The following is a 20,215-nucleotide window of genomic DNA, read 5'->3' as shown; positions in this document are numbered from 1 at the left end:
GCTCGACAGTGAAATGCAATATATTGGATGCACGCGGACCTGGCAAGGGGGCCATAATGCTCACCATGCCGATCCCCGAGTCGCCCGGCCTGCCGAAACGGTCCTTGCTGCGCGACCACGCCTACGAGGCGATCCGCGACGCCATCGTCGCCGGCACCCTCGCGCCCGGCGAGCGCCTGCGCGACCCCGAGCTCGAGGGGTGGCTCGGCGTGAGCCGCACCCCGATCCGCGAGGCCCTGCTGCGCCTCGAGCGCGCGCGCCTGGTGGTGGCCACCCCGGGGCGGGCGACCATCGTGGCGCCCGTCGACCAGGAGTCGACACGGGACGCCCAGCAGGTCGCCGCCGCCATGCACGAGCTCGCCGCGCGGGTGGCCACGCCCGTGCTGACCGCTGCGGACCTCGAGCAGCTCGACCGCAGCAACCAGGCCTTCGCCGAGGCGCTGCAGGACCTGGACGCCGAGCGCGCCATCGCGGCTGACGACGCCTTCCACGGCGTCTTCGTCGCGCGGAGCGGCAACACGGTCGTGCCCGAGGTGCTCGAGCGCGTCGTGCCCGTCCTGCGCCGCGTCGAGCGGATGCGCTTTTCGTCATACGCCGGTCGCGGCAGCGTGGAGCAGCACGCCGCGATCATCGCGGCGGCGCGCGAGGGAGACCCGGAGCGGGCAGCGCAGCTGACCCGCGACAACTGGCTCTCCCTGCGCTTCACCTTCACCCGCTGACGCCGTCGTATGCCGCGGAAGCGGCCCCCCAGGGCTGGGGGGCCGCTCCGGTAGTGCTGCCCGGGGTCGTCGGGCCCGCGGGGTGAGGGTCAGTCCTCCCACTCCACGAGCACCTGGCCGCCCTGCACCGCGTCGCCCACGGCCACGTCGATCACCGCCACCGTGCCGTCCTTGGGCGCGGTGACCTCGGTCTCCATCTTCATGGCCTCGAGGACGAGGAGGGTCTCGCCCTCCTTGACCTTCTGCCCGGCCTCGACGAGCACCTTGACGACGGTGCCCGCGATGTTGGCGGTGAGGGCGTTGGACGCGCTGGCCGGGGCCTTCGCGCTGGTGGGGGCCACGCCGTGGGCGGACATGCTGCCCACGAGGACGGCGCCCAGGCTGGGGCGGGGCTCCTCCTCCACCTCGACGTCGACGTCGTAGACCGATCCGTTGACGGTCACCTTCAGCTTCATGTCAGTCCTTCGGTTGCGTCGGCGGTCAGCGCACGCCGTGCTGGATCGAGTGCGAGTGGTGGATGTCCGAGCGCCCCTGGGACGCCCACGCCGAGCCGCGACGCAGGTGGACCTGCTTGACGGTGGCGCGCTTGCCCAGGTAGGCCGCGACGGCCGCGGAGATCGCGAGCAGCACCTCGTCGCTGACCTCGTCGTCCCGGGCGGAGACCTTGGCCTCCAGGGCCTCCAGGCGGGCGGTGAGGTCGGCGACCAGAGCCTGCAGCTCGGCGACGGTGGGTTCGCTCATGATGTGTCCTTCCGTGACAGTCGGTCGATCAGAGCGGGATCAGGCCGTGCTTCTTGGCCGGGCGCATGTCGCGCTTGCCGGCAAGCATCTCCAGCGAGCGCGCGATGTGACGACGCGTGTCCGCCGGCTCGATGATGTCGTCGACGAGCCCGCGCGCGGCCGAGACGTACGGCGTCGAGAAGGCGTCGCGGTAGAGCTGGACCAGCTCGGCCCGCTTGGCGTCCGGGTCCTCCGCGTCGGCGATCTCCTTGCGGAAGACCACGCCCGCGGCGCCCTCGGCACCCATGACCGCGATCTCGGCCGTCGGCCAGGCGAAGACGCGGTCCGCGCCCAGGTCCTTGGAGCACATGGCGAGGTAGGCGCCGCCATACGCCTTGCGCAGGACCACGGTGATCTTGGGGACCGTCGCGGAGGAGTAGGCGAAGAGCATCTTGGCGCCGTGGCGGATGATGCCGCCGTACTCCTGCTGGACTCCCGGCAGGAAGCCGGGCACGTCGACCAGGGTCACCAGCGGGATGTTGAAGGCGTTGCAGAAGCGCACGAACCGCGCGCCCTTGTCGGAGGAGTCGATGTCGAGGACGCCGCTCATCACGCTGGGCTGGTTGGCGATGACGCCCACCGTGCGACCGGTGATCCGGGCGAAGCCGACGACGATGTTGGGCGCGAAGCCCGCGTGCACCTCGAGGAAGTCGGCGCCGTCCACGATCGAGCCGATGACGTCGCGGACGTCATACCCCTTCTTGGGGTCCTCGGGGATGACGGCCGTGAGGGACTCGTCGGGCTCGACGTCCTCGAAACCGTCGACCAGCGGCGGCTCCTCGGTGTTGTTGCTCGGCAGGAAGCTCAGCAGCTTCTGCGCGATCAGCACCGCCTGCTCGTCGTCCTCGGCCATGAAGTGGGTGACGCCGGAGCGCGCCATGTGCGCCGCGGGACCGCCCAGCTCCTCGGCCGTCACCTGCTCGCCGGTGACCTGCTTGATCACGTCGGGGCCGGTGATGAACATCCGGGAGTTCTTTGTCTGGATGATGAAGTCCGTGAGGGCGGGGGAGTATGCCGCTCCACCGGCGCACGGCCCGGCGATGATCGAGACCTGCGGGACGACGCCGGACAGCGCGACGTTCTGGAAGAACACCTTGCCGTAGCCGGACAGCGAGTCGATGCCCTCCTGGACGCGGGCGCCGCCCGAGTCGTTGATGAAGACGAACGGCGTGCCGTTCTCGAGGGCCGCGTGCAGGGTCTTGGCGACCTTGGTGGAGTGCATCTCGCCCGCGGAGCCGCCGGCGACGCTGAAGTCCTGGCTGGCGATGTGCACCGGGCGGCCGAAAACCGTGCCGGTGCCGGTCACGACGCCGTCCGCCGGCATGACGGCCTTGTCCATCCCGAAGAGCGTGGTGCGGTGCTCGGCAAAGAGGCCGATCTCCTCGAAGGAGCCGGGGTCGACCAGGTCGGACACGCGCTCGCGGGCGGTCTTCTTGCCGGCCTCGTGCTGCTTGGCGTGGCGCTTCTCGCCACCGCCGGCCTCGACCGCGGCGCGGCGCTCGCGGAGCTCCGCGATGCGGTCGGCCATCGTCCTGGGTGTCTGGGGTGCCTTGCTCATGGTGAGGTTCCTTCTCCTGCCGTCAGGCCGGCTTCACGGCGACGGAGTGCTTCTTGCCGTCGATGGTGATCTCGTACGTGATCGGCCCGCGGACCGGGCCGGTCTTGCTGTCGCCCATCGCGGCGGCGGCCTTCTCGGCCTCCAGCTCGGCAGGGTCCTTGCCGACGTTCTTGGGTCCCTCGGGGCGGGTGGCGAAGAAGCCGGGGGCGACCTTGGGGAACATCGCGTAGGTGAGCACGTCCTCGTCGGAGCCGTCGAAGCCCTCGAGCCGGGCCGCCTCGTCGCGCAGCGAGTCCCACTCGTCCTCGATGAGGTCGGCGGGCCGCACGTCGATCGGCTCCTTGCCGGTCTGCTGCTTGGCCTTGTCGACGACCTCCTGGTCGAGCTCGCCCATGACCGAGCCGTAGTAGCCGAGCATCAGGTCCGCGAACTCCGCGGTCAGCACCTTGTAGCGGCCCATCAGCACGTTGAAGACGGCCTGCGTGCCGACGATCTGGCTGGACGGGGTCACGAGGGGCGGGTAGCCGGCGTCCTTGCGCACGCGCGGCACCTCCTCGAGCACCTCCCGCAGCTTGTCCCCGGCGCCCTGCTGCTTGAGCTGGGACTCCATGTTGGAGATCATGCCGCCCGGGATCTGGCTGTCGAAGATGTCGGTCTCGACGTTGAAGGACGACATGAACTGCGTGTAGCGGGGCCGGATCTCGGCGAAGTGGTCCTTGATGTGGCCGAGCCGGACCTTGTCCAGGTCGGCGATGAAGCCGGTGCCCTCGAGCATCTCCTGCAGCGACTCGGTGGGGTTGTGGCCCGGGCCGAGCGAGAGCGAGGAGATCGCGGTGTCGACGACGTCGGCGCCGCCCTCGATGGCCTTCATCAGGGACACGAGGGTCACGCCGGTCGTGGCGTGGCAGTGCACGTTGACCTGCATGTCCGGCATCTCGGCCTTGATCGCCTGGACCAGGTCGAAGGCCGGCTGCGGCTTGAGCAGCGCCGCCATGTCCTTGATGGCGATGGAGTCGACGCCGACGTCGCGGAGCTCGCGCGCCTGCTTGAGGTAGACGTCGACGTCGTGCAGCGGGCTCGTGGTGTAGCAGATGGTGCCCTGCGCGTGCTTGCCGACCTTCTTGACGGCGGCGATGGCGCGCTCGACGTTGCGGGTGTCGTTGAGGGCGTCGAAGGTGCGGAAGACGTCCATGCCGTTCTCGGCGGCCTTCTCCACGAAGTGGTCCACCACGTCGTCGCCGTAGTGGCGGTAGCCGAGGAGGTTCTGCCCCCGCAGGAGCATCTGGAGACGGGAGTTGGGCAGCAGCCTGCGGAAGGTCCGCAGCCGCTCCCACGGGTCCTCGTTGAGGAACCGGATGCAGGCGTCGAAGGTCGCGCCGCCCCAGCACTCCACGGACCAGTAGCCCGCCTGGTCGATGTCCTCGCAGGCACCAACCATGTCCTCCAGGGCCATGCGGGTCGCCATCAGACTCTGGTGCGCGTCCCGCAGGGCCAGCTCCGTCACGCCGATCTGTCGCTGCTGTGTGTCCACGTCTCAATCCTGCCGCACCGACCGGCGACGGGGCCCGGCGGGGTGGGCTTAGCGCGCCTCCCTCAGCCGGCGTCCGGGCTCGCGACGACACGGTCGCGGCCGGCGGCCTTGGCGGCATACAGCGCACTGTCGGCGCGGCGCAGCAGGTCCCGAGGAGCGTCGCCGCCGCGGGAGGTCGCGACGCCGATGCTCACCGTCACCTGCAGCCGTATGCCGAGAACCGCCCGCCAGTCCACCTCCCGGATCCGGACCCGCAGCCGCTCCGCGAGGCCGGTCGCGGCCGTCAGGTCCGTGGCGGGCTGCAGCACCGCCAGCTCCTCGCCCCCGAAGCGAGCCGCCACGTCGCTGGAGCGGACCTCGGTGCGCAGGATCCGGCCGAGCTCGTGCAGCACCTGGTCGCCGACGAGGTGGCCGTGGCAGTCGTTGACGGCCTTGAAGTGGTCGAGGTCGAGCAGCAGCAGGCTGACGGGGTGGCTGGCGCCCGCCTCGCCGAGGTCGCGGCGGAGCCGGTCGTTGAGCAGGCGCCGGTTGTGCAGCCCGGTGAGCTCGTCCCGGATGGAGATCTCCTGGACCGCGCGGTGCTCGGACCGCAGCTCGCTGACCTCGGCGACGAGCAGCTGCTCGCGCTCGCGGGCGAGGGCAGCCTCCTCCTCGACGGTCTGGACGTGATGCAGCACCACGAGCGCCGCGGCGCGCCGCTGCGCCATGGAGTCCTCGTGGTGGTCCTTGGTGTCCACGTGGGACCGCAGCGTCCAGTACGCCGACTCGTGGTCGCCGCGCGCCGCGTAGCCCTCCGAGAGCAGGTCGGTGAGCGCGATCGCCTGGCGTCCGCTGAGGGGGGCGCTGGTGAGGGGTTCGAGCAGCTCGACGACCCGGTCGGGGGCGGCGAGCGCGGACCAGACCCGGGCGAGCTCGATGGACACGTCGACGACGAGCGGGTCCCGGGCTCCCTGCAGCTGGGCGACCACCTCCCCGGCGAGCACCTCGGCATGCAACCGGTGCCCGAGCCGGGCCGAGCCGAGCGCCTCCATCACCCGGGCGTGGGCCCGCACGTCCTCGGTGCCGGCGCGGACCGCGGCGTCGCCGGCCCGGCGCGCCGCGGTCGTGGCCTCGTGGTGGCGCATCTGCGCCGCGAGGGCGTGCGCCAGGTCCAGGTGGGCGTAAGCCTGCCCCTCGTCGTCACCGATCTGCGTGAAGATGGCCAGGGCCTCGCGGAAGTCGCGGATCTGGTCGCCGGGGTCGACGTGGTCGAGGGCGGCGTTGAGCAGGCACTGGGCCACGAGCTGACGGTCCCCGACCCGGCGGGCCACCTGGATCGCCTCGTTGAAGAAGCCGGTGGCCCGGACCGGCTCGCCGATCTCGGCGCTGACGTTGGCGAGGACGAGCAGCAGACGTCCCAACCACCGGTCGTCGCGGATCTGCGGCAGCGCGTCGCGGGCGAGCCCCAGCGTCCGCTGGTAGTCCTGGTGGGTGAAGGCCACCGCGGCCTGCACCACGCGGGCCCGCAGCGCGAGCTGGGGGTCCGGGGCGGCGCCCTCGAGCACCTCCGCGGCCAGGGCGGACGACCTCGCCTCGTCCCGGTGCCGCAGCTGCCAGGCCTCCTCGACGGCACGGGCGGGATCGGTGGGGAGAGCGGCGCCCGCTGCCTCGTCGGGCTGCACCATGGACCACCTCCGCTCCTGCCGGTCCGGGTGGGGCATCGTCGGGCCGACCGGGACGCATGATGGCAAATCAGGGTGCTGACCGCCAGGGTCGCAGGGCCACGGCAGTCCTGCGCGACCCGATGCTACGTTGAGGCCAGCATCCGGTGCTGCGAAGGAGCGAACCATGGCTGCGCCCGTCGTCCTGGTGGCCTGCGACAAGTTCAAGGGCACGCTGGTGGCCGAGGAGGTGGCGGCGCGCATCGCCGCGGGCGTGCGCGCCGAGGCCCCGCAGGCGACGGTCCGGTCGCTGCTCGTCGCCGACGGTGGCGACGGCACGATCGAGGCGGCGCTCGCGGCCGGCTACTCGCCCCGCACGGTGACGGTCGCGGGGCCCGTGGGCAAGCCGCGCCCCGCCTGGTACGCCGTCAAGGGGTCGACCGCGGTGGTCGAGCTCGCCGAGACCTGCGGCATCGTGCACCTGCCCCGGGGCGAGCTGGCGCCGCTGACGGCCACCAGCCGAGGGGTGGGGGAGGCGATGCGGGAGGCTCTGGACGACGGCTGCGAGGAGCTGGTCCTCGGGATCGGCGGCTCGGCCAGCACCGACGGCGGGACGGGCATGCTCTCCGCGCTGGGCGCGCGGTTCCTCGACGCCGAGGGGCAGGAGATCCCGGACGGCGCAGGCGGACTCGCGCTGCTGGAGCGGGTCGACCTGTCCGGGCTGCACCCCCGGCTCGCGCAGGTGCGGCTCGTCGTGGCCTGCGACGTCAACAACCCCTTGCTGGGTCGTCAGGGCGCGGCCGCCGTCTTCGGTCCGCAGAAGGGCGTGACCGAGCAGCTGCGCCCGCAGGTGGACGCCGGCCTGACGCGCCTGGCGGACCTGCTGGCCGCGGCCACCGGTCGCGACGTCCGCGACCAGCCCGGTGCCGGCGCGGCCGGCGGGGTGGGCTATGCCGCCCTCCAGGTCCTGGGCGCGCGGATGCGCCCCGGCGTCGAGCTCGTCCTGGAGCTGGCGGGATTCGCCGAGCAGGCCGCCGGCGCCGACCTCGTCGTGACCGGGGAGGGCTCCTTGGACGAGCAGTCCCTCATGGGCAAGACGCCGATGGGGGTCGCGGACGCGGCCGGTCGCCTCGGGATCCCGGTGGTCGCGGTGTGCGGCCGGTCCCAGCTGGCTCCGGGGCAGGCTGAGGCCCGCGGGATTCGCCGGGTCTACGCCCTCACCCAGATCGAGCCCAGCACCGCGCGCTGCCTGGCCGAGGCCGGGCCGCTGCTGCAGGAGCTCGCCGGCATCGTGACCCGCGACCTGGTCCAGCGTCGCCTCTGACCCGTGTGTCCCCCGGCCTCGGCATACGGGTCGACTGCGTAGCACAAGCGCTACCTTCGCGACATGGACACGGTAGGACTTCGCGAGCTGAGGCAGGACGCCTCTGGGCTGCTCCGACGCGTGAAGCGAGGCGAGGAGATCGTCATCACCGTCTCCGGCCGGCCGAGTGCACGACTCGTGCCAGCTCGACAGACTCGTTGGCGCCGGTGGGATGACGTCTCGGACCTGCTCGCCGGGCCGGTCGACGCAGACTGGGCAACCGACCGGGAGCTGGTGGAGGACAGTCTCCGCGACCCCTGGGCAGACCAGTGACCGAAGGGATCACGTCACGCGAGCGTGGCCTGCTCGACACGAGCGTGGTGATCGCAGAGGACGTCACGCCCATCCCCGGCGTCCTGGCCATCAGCGCCGTGACTCTCGCCGAGCTGCACTGCGGTGTCCTGGTGGCCAGGTCGCACAGGTGCGGGCCGAGCGCCTGCGGCGACTGAGCGTTCTGCAACGCCGGTTCGACGCCCTCCCCGTCGACGACGTGGTCGCGGCGAGCTACGGTCGCCTCGCGGGCGCGGTGGTCGAGGCTGGGCGTCAGCCCCGTCGACGCACGATGGATCTGCTCATCGCGGCCACCGCCCACGCGCATGACGCCGTGCTCTACACCCGCGATCCAGATGACTTTGCCGGACTTGAGGACCTCATCGAGGTCCGGGTGGTCCAGCCGCCGCGACTCGCTCGCTGAGCCGCTGGATGCCGTGTCGGATCATGGCGCCGTATCCCTCGGTCGGTAGGTGACGGGCTGACGCGCGTGCATGGTCGACCTGGGTGGCAGCCTCCTCGACGCGTCCAGCACTGGTGCAGGGCGTCGCGGGCGCCTGCGCTGCGGCCGGTGAGGGCATACTGGACGGCGGCGAGGATGTCGTCCCAGGTCTGCATGTCCGAGACCCTAGCGACCGGCATGGCTCCTGGGCGTCAACGGCGTCAGGTCCGGTCCGAAGGGGGCGTGATGGAGTTCGTCGGCGACTGCACGCAGTGCGTGGGGCTGTGCTGTGTCGCCTTGTCCCGTTCTCGGGCCGGTGGTTTCGGCGCCGACGCTCCCGCAGGGACGCCATGTCACCACCTGCAGCGGGACAACCGGTGCGAGATCCACGCCCGTCTGCGCGACGAGGGCTGGCCCGCGACGTCCACGACATGCTCGTCGAGCTGGAGCGCCTCGCGAAGTCCCCGGCGAGCCAGCTGGCCGAGGTGGTCATCAGCGGCCTTCGGGGTCGTGTCGGCCCGCTGCTGGGACGGGTGAGCGAGCAGTACCGCCACCCTGCGCCCACGTCGCGTCGCTTCCAGCCCGGCGCCCAGCTCCTGGGCGCGGGCCTGGCCCGGCACGACCTGAGTCGTCACTGCCTGCGTAGCGCGCTGCTGATCGGAGCCGACCTCCGCGGCGCCACCCTGAACCGGACCGACGTGCTGGGCGCTGACCTGCGCGACGCCCAGCTGGCAGGCGCGGACCTTCGAGGCGCCATCTTCTTGACCCAGCAGCAGGTGGACGCGGCCCAGGGGGACCGGGACACCCGCCTCCCCGCAGGCCTGAAGACCCCCGATCACTGGGATTGGCAGGGCGGCAACCGTCGAGTCGAGTAGCCGCGATGCGCGGCATACGGTTCCTCGACGTCTTTGACGAGGTCTTCGTCCTCCACGTCGACTCCGCCACCCTGCGGCCGCGACTGTCACAGCGGCCCGAAGACGAGTTCGGATCCACGCCCGCAGAGCAGGACTTCACCCTGGGCCTGCAATCCAGCGGTGCCGATGTTCCTGCCCCGGGCACCCCATCGACGCCACGCGCCCGCTGACCAGCGTCGTCGACGAGCTTCTCGGCCGAGCCGGGGTCCGCCGCGCCTGATCAAACGCACGCCGAGCGGCAGGAGCGGACGCCACCCCGCACGTCAGCGACGGGAGCGGTATTGTGAGGGCCAGCCCCGCGCCTCACCCGGACCACGGCCGTCGGCTACGTCGTCCTCGACCCAATCCCGGGGAAACGGCAGGCCGAAGACCCACGGGTCCGTCGGGGAGTGCGGCGCGGATGCGCGCACGCGCTGGCCGTCGTCGGTGAGGGCTCCGGAACTCAGCATCCCGGCGACGAGGTCCTCGGCGAAGGCCTGGCGGTCCTGCCCCAGCGTCGCGGCGGCGGCGTCGATCCACTCGCGGGCGAGGAGGTAGTCGATCAGCTCCTCGTCGAGCATGCCCTGGCGGATCATGAGGGCGTAGGCGAGGATGCGCCAGGCCCCGTACAGAACGGCAGCATGGGCGTTCCCCCGCTGCCGATCAAGGCGCTCGATGGCCTTGGCGATCGCCCCCTCAGGGTGGCGGACCAGCTCGCCGTGGCCTGGCAGGACGGCCTCGATGTCGAGCTCCTGGAGCCGGTGGAGCGACGCGATCGAGTCGTCGATCCCCTGCATGCCGTCGCGCATGACGTCGACCCAGCCCACGTCGTAGGTGCTGAGCGTGTCGCCGAGCGCGAGCAGCCGGTGCTCGGGCGACCACAGCGCGATGTGCCCGGGCGTGTGCCCAGGCACGGCGATGGCCTCCCACTCGCCGTCGCCGAGGTGGAGGCGCTCGCCGTCGCCGACGGGGCGGTCGACGAGGTATTGCGGGACGGGCTGGTCGAGGTACTCCGAGACGCAGCAGCCGGGGTCGCGCCGCGCCAGCGCGTCGGCGTCGACGTGGCTCGCAACGACCTGCGCGCCGCGCCGGCGCAACTCGGCGTTGCCGCCGACGTGGTCGGAATGCCAGTGCGTGTTGACGACGTGCTCCAGCCTCGGCGAGTAGCGGCCGACGAGGTCCGCGGTCTGCTCCGCGTGCGCGACGAACCCGCTGTCGACCAGCGTCGGCTCCTCGCCGGGCAGCAGCAGGAAGTTGGAGTCGGGGAACGGTCGTGGTGCCCAGACGATGCCGCCGGGCAAGGTGCGGTCGATGTCGCCGAGCATGGAGGTCCCTCCGGGGTCGATGCGTTCGCCAGGTCTACGCCAGCCCGCGAGGGGCAACACTCGCGCCGCGGCAGTTCAGCGCAGCATCAGCGGCGATGTCAAGGAGGGGCGGCCGTATGACGACGCCCCTCACCCCGCCGCACGGCGGGGTGAGGGGCGCGTCATACAGGGCTGTCAGTGGGACGTGACCGGGGTGACCGGAGCCTTGCCGGCGAGAACGGCCAGGACGTTCTCCGCCGCGAGATCGGCCATGGCCGTGCGGGTCTCGATGGTCGCCGACCCCAGGTGGGGGAGCAGCACCACGTCGTCGCGGTCGAGCAGACCCTTGTGCACGGCCGGCTCGTCCTCGAAGACGTCGAGCCCGGCGCCGGCGATCTCGCCCGCCTCCAGGGCCGCCACCAGGGCGGCCTCGTCGACGATCGGGCCGCGGGCCGAGTTGACGACGTACGCAGTCTTCTTCATCTTCTGCAGCGCGGCGGCATCGATCAGGTGCCTGGTGGAGTCCATGAGCGGGCAGTGCAGGGACACCACGTCGGAGGTCTCCAGCAGCTCGTCCATCTCGACCTTGCGGGCGCCCAGCTCCTGCGCGACCGCCGGGTCCAGCTCGTAGGCGTCCGAGTAGATGATGTCCATGCCGAAGGCCTTGGCGCGGCGGGCCATCGCGATGCCGATCTGGCCCATCCCGACGATGCCGAGCGTCTTGTCCTGCAGGCCCGTGCCGAGCAGGTAGAACATGCCCCACTGCCACGGGGTGCGGGAGCGGATGACCCGCTCACCCTCCCCGAACCGGCGCGTGACCATGAGCATCAGGCCGAACGCCGTGTCGGCCGTCGTCTCGGTCAGCACCTTGGGGGTGTTGGTGGCCACGACGCCCCGGCGCTCGCACGCCGGCACGTCGATGTTGTTGTAGCCCACCGCGACGTTGGCGACGACCTTGAGCTGGTCGCCGCAGGCGTCGAGGAACTCGTCGTCGACCTTCTCGGTCAGCAGGGTGACGACCGCGTCGGCGCCCTTGACGGCCTCGAGGCAGGCCTCGCGGGTGATGCAGTCGTCGGCGTCGTGGTAGAAGACGACGTCGTGCTCGGCCTTGAGGGCGTCGACGGCCGACTGCGGGATCTTGTTGGTGATGACGACCTTCATCTGCTGCTCCCCGCTCACTTGCTCTCGATCCAGTCCTTGAGCTTGCCGAGGCCCTCGCGGATGCGGTCCTCGCTGATGCCGGAGTAGGCGAACCGGATGTAGTCGCGGTCCTCGCCCGGCTGACGGCGGCCGAAGTGGTTGCGGGTGCAGAAGGACACACCCGTCGCGTGCAGCGCCTGCGTGGCGAAGTCGTCGACGTCGCTCGCGCCGACCCGCCGCACCGCCTCCGTCACGTCGGGGAAGAGGTAGAAGGTCGACTCCGGCGTCGCCACGTCCACGCCCGGGATCTGGTTGATCATCGCGCAGGCCGCGTCCCGCCGACCGCGGAGCACGTCGAGCATGTCCTGGACGGGCTTCTGGTCGCCGGTGAGGCCGGCGATCCCGGCATACTGGATGAAGTGGGTGGTGCAGGACTCGTTGTTGGTGTTCATCGTGGAGAAGACCTGGGCCACCTCGGCGGGGGCGATGCCGGCCCCGAGGCGCCAGCCCGTCATCGCGAACTTCTTGGAGAAGGTGTAGAGGATGACGGTGCGGTCCTTCATCCCGTCGATCGACGAGATCGAGTGCGACCGGCCGGAGTAGCGCGTCTCGAAGTACGCCTCGTCGGACAGCACCCACAGGTCGTGCTCCTGCGCGAGCGCCGCGATCGCCTCGCGCTCCTCCTGCGTGGACTCCGCGGAGATGGGGTTCTGCAGGTCGTTGTAGATGATCGCCTTGGTCTTGGGCGTGATCAGCGACCGGACCTGCTCCAGGTCGATCGCGAAACCCTTGTCCGTCGGCAGGTAGCGGTAGGCCTTGGCCACGCCACCGAGGTACTCGATCTGCGACTCGTAGATGGGGAACCCCGGGTTCGGGTAGAGCACCTCGTCACCCTCGTCCATCACGGCCTGCAGGAACTTCGTGATGACGGGCTTTCCGCCGGGCTGGATCGCCACGTTGTCGGCGGTGTAGTCGGTGCCCCGCAGCCGGTTGATGTCGGCGGCCATGGCCTCGCGCAGCTGCGGGATGCCCGGGCCGGGGCAGTACCCGGTCTTGCCGTCGGCGATGGCCTTGTTCATGGCCTCGGTGATGTGCGCCGGGGTGGCCAGGTCGATGTCGCCCAGGTGGAAGGGGTAGATGGTGTTGCCCTTGGCCCCCCACGCCGCGGCAGCCGCGGAGACGGCGAAGGCCGTCTCGGTGCCGAGTCGTGACAGACGATGTGCCAGCGCCATTGCTGCGTCTCCTTCAAGTGGTGTGTCGTCGGTGACGGCGAGCGATGCCGGGTGGGCATCGTCCTCGCACTGTAGCGACCGCCGGACCGGCCGGATCGGCCGCCCCTGCGGGTCGGGCGCCAGTATGCGCACGGGTGCTCGGCGGGGGTCAACGACGCCGTATGCCGCCCCGCACCTCCGCATGCCGCCCCGCGCGAGGGTGGGGGCCGGCCGCATATCCGGCCGGCCCCGGGGGCTCGTCGGTCAGGGCGTCCGGTCAGCCCCGGGGGAAGGGCCGCACCGTGAGGATCTGCTCGACCCGCCCGACCGGGCCGTCCTCGTCGTAGAGGTCGGAGGAGGTCAGCCCGAGCCCGGTCTCGCCGAAGGTCACCTGGGTGTCCAGCCCCAGCCAGCCGAACCTCGGCCGCCGGAAGAGGTGCACGGTGAGGTCGACGTTGGGGAACATCCACTCGCCGGGGTGCTGCCGCACCGCGATGCCGTTGGCGGTGTCGACCAGGCCGAGGAACCTCGCGACCTCGCTGGACTCCTCGCCGTCGACGAGCCCGAGGTCGGTGCCCACCCAGGCCTTGCCGCGGCCGGGGACGCCACCCTCGACGGAGCGGAAGTCCAGCGAGCGGATGAAGCCGCCGCCCCAGATCGTCGTGCTGTCCCACGGCTCGGCCTGGTCCGGCGCCGGCAGCCCGGGCTGGAAGCCGCCGGCCACCTCCGTCGTGTCCTGCTGGATCAGCCGCCAGGCGGTGGCGCGGACGACGGGCTTGTCGGCATACGCGCCGTCGGAGGTGACCGTCGGAGCCAGCATGGTGGCCTCGACCAGCTCGATCGTGCGGCCCGGGCGGACCGTCCGGCACTCGATGCGGACCTCCGCGGCCGGGATCACGCCGAGGATCTCGAAGGTGATCCGCGCCAGCTGCATGTCGGCCCGCACCTCGTGCTGCTCGAGGGCGTGGACGAGCAGGCCCGACGCGGGGGCCATGTGCTGCTCCCAGTCGTTCCAGGCGCCCTGGGCGTGCAGCGTGGGTTGGTATCGCCCCTCGCCGAGCGCCGCGTAGTAGTAACGGGACTCGCCGTCCAGCGTGCTGGGGTCGGGGCGGCCGGGACGGGAGGCGGGTGCAGCGGTCACGGCGTTCACGGTAGACGGGGGTGGGCCGCTCTGCCACGCTGAGCACATGTCGCGCGCCCCCACCGACCCCCGGGCCGCCGAGCAGCGCCCCGCCGGACTCGGCCTGCGCCCCGAGGACCATAGGGACCACGCGGCGGTGCGGGACATCGTCGAGCGCGCCTTCGTGGACGAGCCGAGCGTCGCCGACCTGGTCGGGGTGCTGCGCGCCGACTCCGCCGTGGCAGAGGGCTACTCGGTCGTCGCCGAGCTGGGCGGAGCCGTGGTCGGGCACGTCATGCTCTCCCGCGGGTGGGTCGACGCCCCGGACCGGCTGGTCAAGGTGCTCGTCCTGTCGCCGCTGTCGGTGGCGCCGGAGTGGCAGGGTCAGGGCATCGGTGCGGCGCTGGTCCGGCACGCGCTGGGGCTCGCGGCCGAGGCGGGGTGGCCGGCGGTCTTCCTCGAGGGATCCCCGCTCTACTACAGCAAGTTCGGGTTCAGGAGGGCGGGGCGGCTCGGCTTCACGGCGCCGTCGCCGCGGGTGCCCGCCGCCGCCTTCCAGGTGGTCACGCTCCCGGGCCACGAGAGCTGGATGACCGGCGCCCTGGTCTACCCCGACGTGTTCTGGCGCCTGGACTCCGTGGGTCTGCGCGGGGACGCCCTGACGGAGGTGCTCGCGGCGCTGGGCGAGTGACGGGGTTTGGATAGGGTCGCCGCATGAGCACCCGCAACCTCCTGCGCACCGAGGCCCAGCACCGGTCGCAGCACCTGTCCGTGTCGACCTACCGGGTCGAGCTGGACCTGTCCGAGGCTGCCGACCTGGCCCGGACCACCTTCCCGACGGTCAGCACGGTCACCTTCGCGTCGACCACGGCAGAGACCTTCCTGGACTTCCTCGGCGAGCGCGTGCTGTCCGTGGAGGTCAACGGCGAGCAGGTCGAGGTGGAGCACGACGGCAACCGCGTGCTGCTGCGCGGGCTGCGGCAGGACGGCGACAACGTAGTGACGGTGCGGGGGGAGGCGGCATACTCGCGCTCCGGGGAGGGGCTGCACCGCTACCGCGACCCGGTCGACGGGCAGGTCTACCTCTACACGCACTTCGAGCCCACCGACGCCCGGCGGGTCTTCGCGGGCTTCGACCAGCCCGACCTCAAGGGCAGGTTCACGGTGGTCCTGACCGGCCCGGACGACTGGGAGCTGCTCGCCAACCAGCCTGTCATGACGCGAGAGATGGTGGGGCACAACGCTGCCGGGGTGGCGATCGCGCGGCAGGAGCACGCGCCGACGCCGCCGCTGTCGACCTACATCTGGTGCGTCGCCGCCGGCCCCTACCACCGGGTGGAGTCCGTATGGCGCGGCCGCGGCCCGGACGGGGAGCCGCTCGAGGTGCCGCTGGCGGCGCTGTGCCGGCGCTCCCTGGCCGAGTCCTTCGACGGGGAGCGGATCCTCGACACGACGCGCCGCGGGCTGGACTTCTTCGCCCAGCAGTTCGCCTTCCCCTACCCGTGGGGCAAGTACGACTCGATCTTCGTGCCGGAGTACAACATCGGCGCGATGGAGAACCCCGGCCTGGTGACCTTCAACGACGCCGGCTACGTCTACCAGTCGGCCGCCACGCGCTCGCAGCACGAGCTGCGGTCCAACACGATCCTGCACGAGATGGCGCACATGTGGTTCGGGGACCTCGTGACGCCGCGCTGGTGGGACGACCTGTGGCTCAAGGAGTCCTTCGCCGACTACATGGGCACCGAGGCCAACTCTCGCGCAACGGAGTTCACCGACGCCTGGACCCCCTTCTGCGCGCGGCGCAAGGCCTGGGCCTACCTGCAGGACCAGCTGCCGACGACGCACCCGATCGTGGCCGACATCCCCGACGTCGAGGCGGCGCGGCAGAACTTCGACGGGATCACCTACGCCAAGGGCGCCTCGGTGCTCAAGCAGCTCGTCGCCTACGTCGGCAAGGACGCGTTCTTCGCGGGGGCCCGGGCCTACTTCGCCGAGCACGCCTACGGCTCCACGGGGTTGAGCGACCTGCTGGAGGCGCTGGAGGCGGCCTCGGGGCGCGACCTCGGGGAGTGGAGCCGGCTGTGGCTGCAGACGGCCGGGATCGGGACGCTCACCTCCGAGCTGACCGTGTCCGCGGCGGGCGACGCCGTCGAGCGGCTCGTGGTGCGCCAGGCCGCGGTCGACGCGATGACCGGCGAGCCCGTCACGCGTCCCCACCGCCTCGTCGTGGGTCTGTATGCGCTGCAGGGCGACTCGCTCGTCCGGACCGCCCGCCTCGAGCTGGACCTGGTCGCCGACGAGCTGGAGGTCGAGGAGGCCCGCGGCCTCCCGGTCCCTGACCTCGTCGTGGTCAACGACGACGACCTCACCTACGCCAAGGTCCGCCTGGACGACCGCTCGCTGCGGACCGTCCGCAGCCACCTCAGCTCCATCGAGTCCTCGCTGACGCGGGCCGTGCTGTGGTCGGCGCTCTGGAACGCCTGCCGCGACGGCGAGCTCGCCCCGGCCGACTACGTCCAGACCGTCCTCGACCACGCGCCGCGGGAGGAGGACGTCGCGCTCCTCGCGATCGTCACCGCCAACGCCGCCACGGCCGTCGAGGCCTACACCCCGGTGCGCGGGCGGGAGGAGCTGCGGACGGCATACCTCGAGGGCGTGGGCCACGAGCTCACCTCTGCCGAGCCGGGATCCGGCCACCAGCTGGTGTGGGCCCGGACCCTGGCCGCGGGCTCCGCGACGAGCGCCACCTGCGCCGACCGGGTGCGGGCGCTCCTGGAGGGCAGCCTCGTCGTGCCCGGGCTCGCGCTCGACCCGGAGCTGCGCTGGTCCTTCCTGCAGTCGCTGGCCGCCCAGGACCGGGTGTCGCCGACCGAGCTGGACGCCGAGCTGGACGCCGACCGGACCTCCCTGGCGCCGGTGCGGCACCGCTGCGCCCTGGCCTCCTACCCGCGCGCGGAGCTCAAGCGGGAGGCCTTCCGCACCGTGGTGGAGGACACCTCGCTCACCAACGACCTGGTGACGGCGTGGACGACCGGATACTCCCAGCCGGGGCACGCCGAGCTGACCCGCGAGCTGCTGCCCGACTACTTCGCGGCGCTCGAGCAGATCTGGTCCTCCCGCAGCCAGGAGCTCGCGTCCCGGGCGGTGCTCGGGTTGTTCCCGCGCGGCGCGGACCTGGCCGACGGGCAGGCGCCCGAGGAGCACCCCGTGCCGGTGGCGGCCCAGGCGTGGCTCGACGAGCACCCGTCCGCGCCCGGCGGGCTGCGGCGGCTCGTCGTGGAGCAGCGCGACCACGTGCTGCGCGCCCTCCGTGCGCAGACCTCCCGGCGGTAGGAGACCTCGCCTGCTCGACCGACCCCGGCGGCATCGCCGACCGGCGGCAGGTCCGGGTCCCTAGGATCGGGGGAGACCGACGAGAGGATCGATCGTGCTGAGCACAACCCAGCGGTGCGGGGGCGCCGCCGTGGCGATCGCGTTGGCCCTGGGGGCCGCCGGGTGCACCACCGACACGCCGAGCTCGCGTGACGTCGCCCAGGCGTATGCCGAGGGCCTCGCGCGGCTGGACCTGACGGGCGTGGCGCTGGACGGCACCGACGCCGCCACCGCCACCACCGCGCTGCAGTCGCTCGGCACGCCGCTGGGCGAGCGCCGGCCCCGCGTCACCGTCGTGGACGGCGGCTCCGACGAGGGGGACTCCACCACCGCGCGGCTGTCGGTGAGCTGGCAGCTCGGGCCGGCGCAGCCGTGGAGCTACGAGACGTCGGTGCCGTTGGTGCGCAAGGACGGTCGGTGGCGGGCCACGTGGTCCCCGGCGACCGTCGTCCCGGGTGCCGCCGCCGGCGACAGCCTCGCCGTCACCCGCACCCCGGCCACCCGGGGGCGGGTCCTCGGCGCCGGTGGCACCCCGATCGTGCAGCCGCGGCCCGTGGTCCGGGTGGGGGTCGACAAGGCGCACGTCACGCCGCAGCAGGCCGAGGCCGCCGCGCCCAGGGTGGCGGCCTTCGCCGGGCTCGACGACGTCGCGGGCTACACCGCGCGGGTGCGCGGCGCCGGGCCGCGAGCCTTCGTGGAGGCGATCACGCTGCGCCGGGACGACCCGCAGGCCAAGGGGATCGACGCCCTGGTGGCCTCGGTGCCCGGCGTCACGGCGGTCGACGACCAGCGCCCGCTGGCGCCGACCCGCACCTTCGCCCGACCGATCCTCGGCTCGGTCGGCGAGGCGACGGCCGAGATCGTGCAGGCCTCCCACGGTGCCATCGCCGCGGGCGACGTGGTCGGGCTGGGCGGCCTGCAGCGCAGCGAGGACGAGACCCTGCGCGGCACCCCGGGCCTGCGGGTCGCGCTGCGGCACGCCGGCGCGACCAACCCCCTCTATGCCGCCGATCCCGTTGCGGGACGCGACGTCTCGACGACCCTGGACGTGTCGGTGCAGACCCGCGCCGAGCAGCTCCTCGCCGCGGTGAAGCCCGCCAGCGCCGTCGTGGCGCTGCGACCCTCCACCGGCGACGTGCTGGCCGCCGCGAGCGGCCCTGGGGGACAAGGGCAGTCGACGGCCACGCTCGGCAAGTACGCCCCCGGCTCCACCTTCAAGATCGTGTCCACGCTGGCGCTGCTGCGGGCCGGCCGTAGCTCCACCACCCCCGTCGCGTGCACGCCCACCGTGGCCGTCGACGGGCGCGTCTTCGAGAACTACGACGCCTACCCGGCCGACGGTCTCGGGCAGGTCCCGCTGGCCACGGCGTTCGCCAAGAGCTGCAACACCGCGTTCATCTCCCAGCGGGACGCCGCCTCCAGCAGCGAGATCGCCCGCGCCGCAGCAGGGCTCGGCCTGACCGCGAGCCCCGCCCTGGGGGTCCCGGGCTTCCTCGGCTCGGTCCCGGACGCCACCTCCCAGACCGAGCACGCCGCCCAGATGATCGGTCAGAGCCAGATCACGGCCAGCCCGCTCGGCATGGCCACGGTGGCCGCGAGCGTCGTGGCGGGCAGGCCGGTGGCCCCGCGGATCGTCATACCGGCTGCCGGGGCGGGAGCGACGACGCCCGGGACGGGCACGACGCCCGGGGCGGCGGAGACGTCCACGGCCCCCTCGGCGTCGACGACGCCGGCGCCGCCCGCCGCTCCCGTCACCCCCGCCGAGGCCGCCGCGCTGCGGTCGCTGATGCGCGGCGTCGTGACCGGCGGCAGCGGGGAGCTGCTGCGCAGGCTGCCGGGGGAGGTCCTGGCCAAGACCGGGACCGCGGAGTTCGGGACGACCACGCCGCCCAGGAAGCACGCCTGGATGGTGGCGGCGCGCGGCGACCTGGCGGTGGCCGTGTTCGTGGACGAGGGGGAGGGCGGCTCCCGGACCGCCGGTCCGATCCTCAAGAGCTTCCTGGAGGGGACGCCATGACCAGCGCCTGGAGCCTCTACGACGACCTGGTGGCCCTGGTGCCGCGGGGCATCGCCGTCACCACCTGCGTGGTGTCGCGGTGGGCCCTGGTCGAGACCGACTCGGGCGGCGCGGGCATCGCCAGCGTCCCCGACGTCGGGCGGCCCGACCGCGAGGGCCCGCAGGACGTGGTGGGCTCCGACCTCGCCGACGTCGCCGCCCTGGTGCGGTCCTGGGACCCCCGGCTGGCGGCCATCGGGCTCGCCGCCATCAACGCCTGGTGCAACACCCAGCAGCGGCTGGAGCAGCACGCGGGGGACGTGATCGACTGGGACGCCTCGGCGTTCGAGCGGTCGGTGGACCTCGTGGCGGGGCGTCGGGTCGCGGTGGTGGGCAGGTTCCGCCACCTCGACCAGCTGGCGGGGCGCTGCGACCTCGCGGTCCTCGAGCGTCACCCCCAGGGGGACGACCTGCCCGACGCGGCAGCGGAGTTCGTGCTGCCCGAGGTCGACCACGCCTTCGTGACGAGCATGACCCTGGCCAACAAGACCGCGCCCCGGCTGCTCGAGCTGGCGGCGCAGGCCCGGACCACGCTGGTGGGGCCGAGCACGCCGCTCGCGCCGGAGGCCTTCGCCGGCCGGGTGGACGAGCTGAGCGGGTCGGTGGTCTACGACGCGCCGTGGTGCCGGCGCGCGCTGATGCAGGGGCAGGGCATGGCGTCGATGCGGGGCGCCCTCACCCTCTTCAACCTGCGCGTCCCCGCCTGACCCACCCTCGCTGCCGCCGCCATTGGTCACCAATGGCGATTTTCGGGGCCATCTGAACGATCGAATCGGTCATTGGTGACCAATGGCGCGGCCGTATGGCGGGGCC

At 72.4% G+C, this 20,215-nt stretch carries 18 protein-coding genes; 9 read left to right on the top strand and 9 right to left on the bottom strand.

Annotated elements, in window-relative coordinates:
• Positions 1-65: 65 nt before the first annotated feature.
• The gene (locus ADJ73_RS02370) at positions 66-719 is read left to right on the top strand and encodes a GntR family transcriptional regulator (protein WP_050349203.1); all 654 of its coding nucleotides are present in this window, start codon (positions 66-68) and stop codon (positions 717-719) included.
• 89 nt (positions 720-808) lie between these two features.
• Here ADJ73_RS02370 and ADJ73_RS17690 read toward each other — a convergent pair whose 3' ends face one another.
• The 5 genes from ADJ73_RS17690 to ADJ73_RS02345 all read right to left on the bottom strand — a co-directional run bounded on the left by ADJ73_RS17690 (position 809) and on the right by ADJ73_RS02345 (position 6,252).
• The gene (locus ADJ73_RS17690; protein ID WP_050346936.1) at positions 809-1,174 is read right to left on the bottom strand and encodes a biotin/lipoyl-containing protein; all 366 of its coding nucleotides are present in this window, start codon (positions 1,172-1,174) and stop codon (positions 809-811) included.
• A 25-nt stretch (positions 1,175-1,199) separates the two neighbouring features.
• Positions 1,200-1,460, bottom strand: coding sequence for a hypothetical protein (locus ADJ73_RS02360; RefSeq protein WP_050346935.1), 261 nt, complete (start codon positions 1,458-1,460; stop codon positions 1,200-1,202).
• 28 nt (positions 1,461-1,488) lie between these two features.
• Positions 1,489-3,057 carry an acyl-CoA carboxylase subunit beta gene (locus ADJ73_RS02355; RefSeq protein WP_050346934.1) on the bottom strand — a complete coding sequence of 523 codons (1,569 nt, stop codon included), beginning with the start codon at positions 3,055-3,057 and terminating at the stop codon, positions 1,489-1,491.
• 22 nt (positions 3,058-3,079) lie between these two features.
• The gene (locus tag ADJ73_RS02350; protein ID WP_082176680.1) at positions 3,080-4,588 is read right to left on the bottom strand and encodes a methylmalonyl-CoA carboxytransferase subunit 5S; all 1,509 of its coding nucleotides are present in this window, start codon (positions 4,586-4,588) and stop codon (positions 3,080-3,082) included.
• A gap of 62 nt (positions 4,589-4,650) precedes the next feature.
• Positions 4,651-6,252 (bottom strand): GGDEF domain-containing protein, encoded by a 1,602-nt coding sequence (locus tag ADJ73_RS02345; RefSeq protein WP_050346933.1) that lies wholly within the window; start codon positions 6,250-6,252, stop codon positions 4,651-4,653.
• Between the two features lie 163 nt (positions 6,253-6,415).
• On the opposite strand from ADJ73_RS02345, the gene ADJ73_RS02340 reads away from it, so the two are divergent.
• The 4 genes from ADJ73_RS02340 to ADJ73_RS16425 all read left to right on the top strand — a co-directional run bounded on the left by ADJ73_RS02340 (position 6,416) and on the right by ADJ73_RS16425 (position 9,178).
• Positions 6,416-7,552 (top strand): glycerate kinase, encoded by a 1,137-nt coding sequence (locus tag ADJ73_RS02340; RefSeq protein ID WP_050346932.1) that lies wholly within the window; start codon positions 6,416-6,418, stop codon positions 7,550-7,552.
• 63 nt (positions 7,553-7,615) lie between these two features.
• Complete coding sequence (locus tag ADJ73_RS02335) at positions 7,616-7,864, top strand: type II toxin-antitoxin system Phd/YefM family antitoxin (protein ID WP_050346931.1); 249 nt, start codon at positions 7,616-7,618, stop codon at positions 7,862-7,864.
• A gap of 148 nt (positions 7,865-8,012) precedes the next feature.
• A complete protein-coding gene (locus tag ADJ73_RS02330; RefSeq protein ID WP_253272646.1) occupies positions 8,013-8,285 on the top strand; it encodes a PIN domain-containing protein in 273 nt (90 codons plus the stop codon).
• 449 nt (positions 8,286-8,734) lie between these two features.
• On the top strand, positions 8,735-9,178 hold the full coding sequence (locus tag ADJ73_RS16425; RefSeq protein WP_050346930.1) for a pentapeptide repeat-containing protein: 444 nt from the start codon (positions 8,735-8,737) through the stop codon (positions 9,176-9,178).
• A gap of 302 nt (positions 9,179-9,480) precedes the next feature.
• Here ADJ73_RS16425 and ADJ73_RS02315 read toward each other — a convergent pair whose 3' ends face one another.
• The 4 genes from ADJ73_RS02315 to ADJ73_RS02300 form a co-directional block, all read right to left on the bottom strand.
• Complete coding sequence (locus ADJ73_RS02315; protein ID WP_050346928.1) at positions 9,481-10,521, bottom strand: MBL fold metallo-hydrolase; 1,041 nt, start codon at positions 10,519-10,521, stop codon at positions 9,481-9,483.
• A gap of 174 nt (positions 10,522-10,695) precedes the next feature.
• Positions 10,696-11,661 (bottom strand): 2-hydroxyacid dehydrogenase, encoded by a 966-nt coding sequence (locus ADJ73_RS02310; protein WP_050349201.1) that lies wholly within the window; start codon positions 11,659-11,661, stop codon positions 10,696-10,698.
• A 14-nt stretch (positions 11,662-11,675) separates the two neighbouring features.
• A complete protein-coding gene (locus tag ADJ73_RS02305; protein WP_050346927.1) occupies positions 11,676-12,872 on the bottom strand; it encodes a pyridoxal phosphate-dependent aminotransferase in 1,197 nt (398 codons plus the stop codon).
• A 256-nt stretch (positions 12,873-13,128) separates the two neighbouring features.
• Positions 13,129-13,992, bottom strand: a complete 864-nt coding sequence (locus ADJ73_RS02300; protein WP_253272645.1) for a thioesterase family protein — start codon at positions 13,990-13,992, stop codon at positions 13,129-13,131.
• Between the two features lie 46 nt (positions 13,993-14,038).
• Between ADJ73_RS02300 and ADJ73_RS02295 the strand changes: the two genes are divergently transcribed.
• The 4 genes from ADJ73_RS02295 (at position 14,039) to ADJ73_RS02280 (ending at position 20,109) form a co-directional block, all read left to right on the top strand.
• A complete protein-coding gene (locus ADJ73_RS02295; RefSeq protein WP_082176679.1) occupies positions 14,039-14,662 on the top strand; it encodes a GNAT family N-acetyltransferase in 624 nt (207 codons plus the stop codon).
• Positions 14,663-14,685: 23 nt separating this feature from the next.
• Positions 14,686-17,307, top strand: coding sequence for an aminopeptidase N (gene pepN, locus ADJ73_RS02290; RefSeq protein ID WP_050346926.1), 2,622 nt, complete (start codon positions 14,686-14,688; stop codon positions 17,305-17,307).
• Between the two features lie 94 nt (positions 17,308-17,401).
• A complete protein-coding gene (locus ADJ73_RS02285; protein WP_050346925.1) occupies positions 17,402-19,363 on the top strand; it encodes a penicillin-binding transpeptidase domain-containing protein in 1,962 nt (653 codons plus the stop codon).
• On the top strand, positions 19,360-20,109 hold the full coding sequence (locus ADJ73_RS02280) for a Rossmann-like domain-containing protein (RefSeq protein ID WP_050346924.1): 750 nt from the start codon (positions 19,360-19,362) through the stop codon (positions 20,107-20,109). The genes ADJ73_RS02285 and ADJ73_RS02280 overlap by 4 nt, the downstream gene beginning before the upstream one ends.
• The last annotated feature ends 106 nt before the right edge of the window (positions 20,110-20,215 follow it).

It is taken from the genome of Arsenicicoccus sp. oral taxon 190, assembly GCF_001189535.1.
Classification (GTDB): domain Bacteria; phylum Actinomycetota; class Actinomycetes; order Actinomycetales; family Dermatophilaceae; genus Arsenicicoccus.
The sequence above is the reverse complement of the archived record's forward strand: the minus strand, read 5'-3'. Positions and strand labels throughout refer to the sequence as shown.

Bases quoted from the DNA above. Each gene is read 5' to 3' on its own strand.
- ADJ73_RS16425 (WP_050346930.1), top strand. From the start codon at position 8,735: ATGCTCGTCGAGCTGGAGCGCCTCGCGAAGTCCCCGGCGAGCCAGCTG.
- ADJ73_RS02310 (WP_050349201.1), bottom strand. From the start codon at position 11,661: ATGAAGGTCGTCATCACCAACAAGATCCCGCAGTCGGCCGTCGACGCC.
- ADJ73_RS02370 (WP_050349203.1), top strand. From the start codon at position 66: ATGCCGATCCCCGAGTCGCCCGGCCTGCCGAAACGGTCCTTGCTGCGC.
- ADJ73_RS02340 (WP_050346932.1), top strand. From the start codon at position 6,416: ATGGCTGCGCCCGTCGTCCTGGTGGCCTGCGACAAGTTCAAGGGCACG.
- ADJ73_RS17690 (WP_050346936.1), bottom strand. From the start codon at position 1,174: ATGAAGCTGAAGGTGACCGTCAACGGATCGGTCTACGACGTCGACGTC.
- ADJ73_RS02280 (WP_050346924.1), top strand. From the start codon at position 19,360: ATGACCAGCGCCTGGAGCCTCTACGACGACCTGGTGGCCCTGGTGCCG.
- pepN (WP_050346926.1), top strand. From the start codon at position 14,686: ATGAGCACCCGCAACCTCCTGCGCACCGAGGCCCAGCACCGGTCGCAG.
- ADJ73_RS02335 (WP_050346931.1), top strand. From the start codon at position 7,616: ATGGACACGGTAGGACTTCGCGAGCTGAGGCAGGACGCCTCTGGGCTG.
- ADJ73_RS02305 (WP_050346927.1), bottom strand. From the start codon at position 12,872: ATGGCGCTGGCACATCGTCTGTCACGACTCGGCACCGAGACGGCCTTC.
- ADJ73_RS02295 (WP_082176679.1), top strand. From the start codon at position 14,039: ATGTCGCGCGCCCCCACCGACCCCCGGGCCGCCGAGCAGCGCCCCGCC.
- ADJ73_RS02355 (WP_050346934.1), bottom strand. From the start codon at position 3,057: ATGAGCAAGGCACCCCAGACACCCAGGACGATGGCCGACCGCATCGCG.
- ADJ73_RS02360 (WP_050346935.1), bottom strand. From the start codon at position 1,460: ATGAGCGAACCCACCGTCGCCGAGCTGCAGGCTCTGGTCGCCGACCTC.
- ADJ73_RS02315 (WP_050346928.1), bottom strand. From the start codon at position 10,521: ATGCTCGGCGACATCGACCGCACCTTGCCCGGCGGCATCGTCTGGGCA.
- ADJ73_RS02345 (WP_050346933.1), bottom strand. From the start codon at position 6,252: ATGGTGCAGCCCGACGAGGCAGCGGGCGCCGCTCTCCCCACCGATCCC.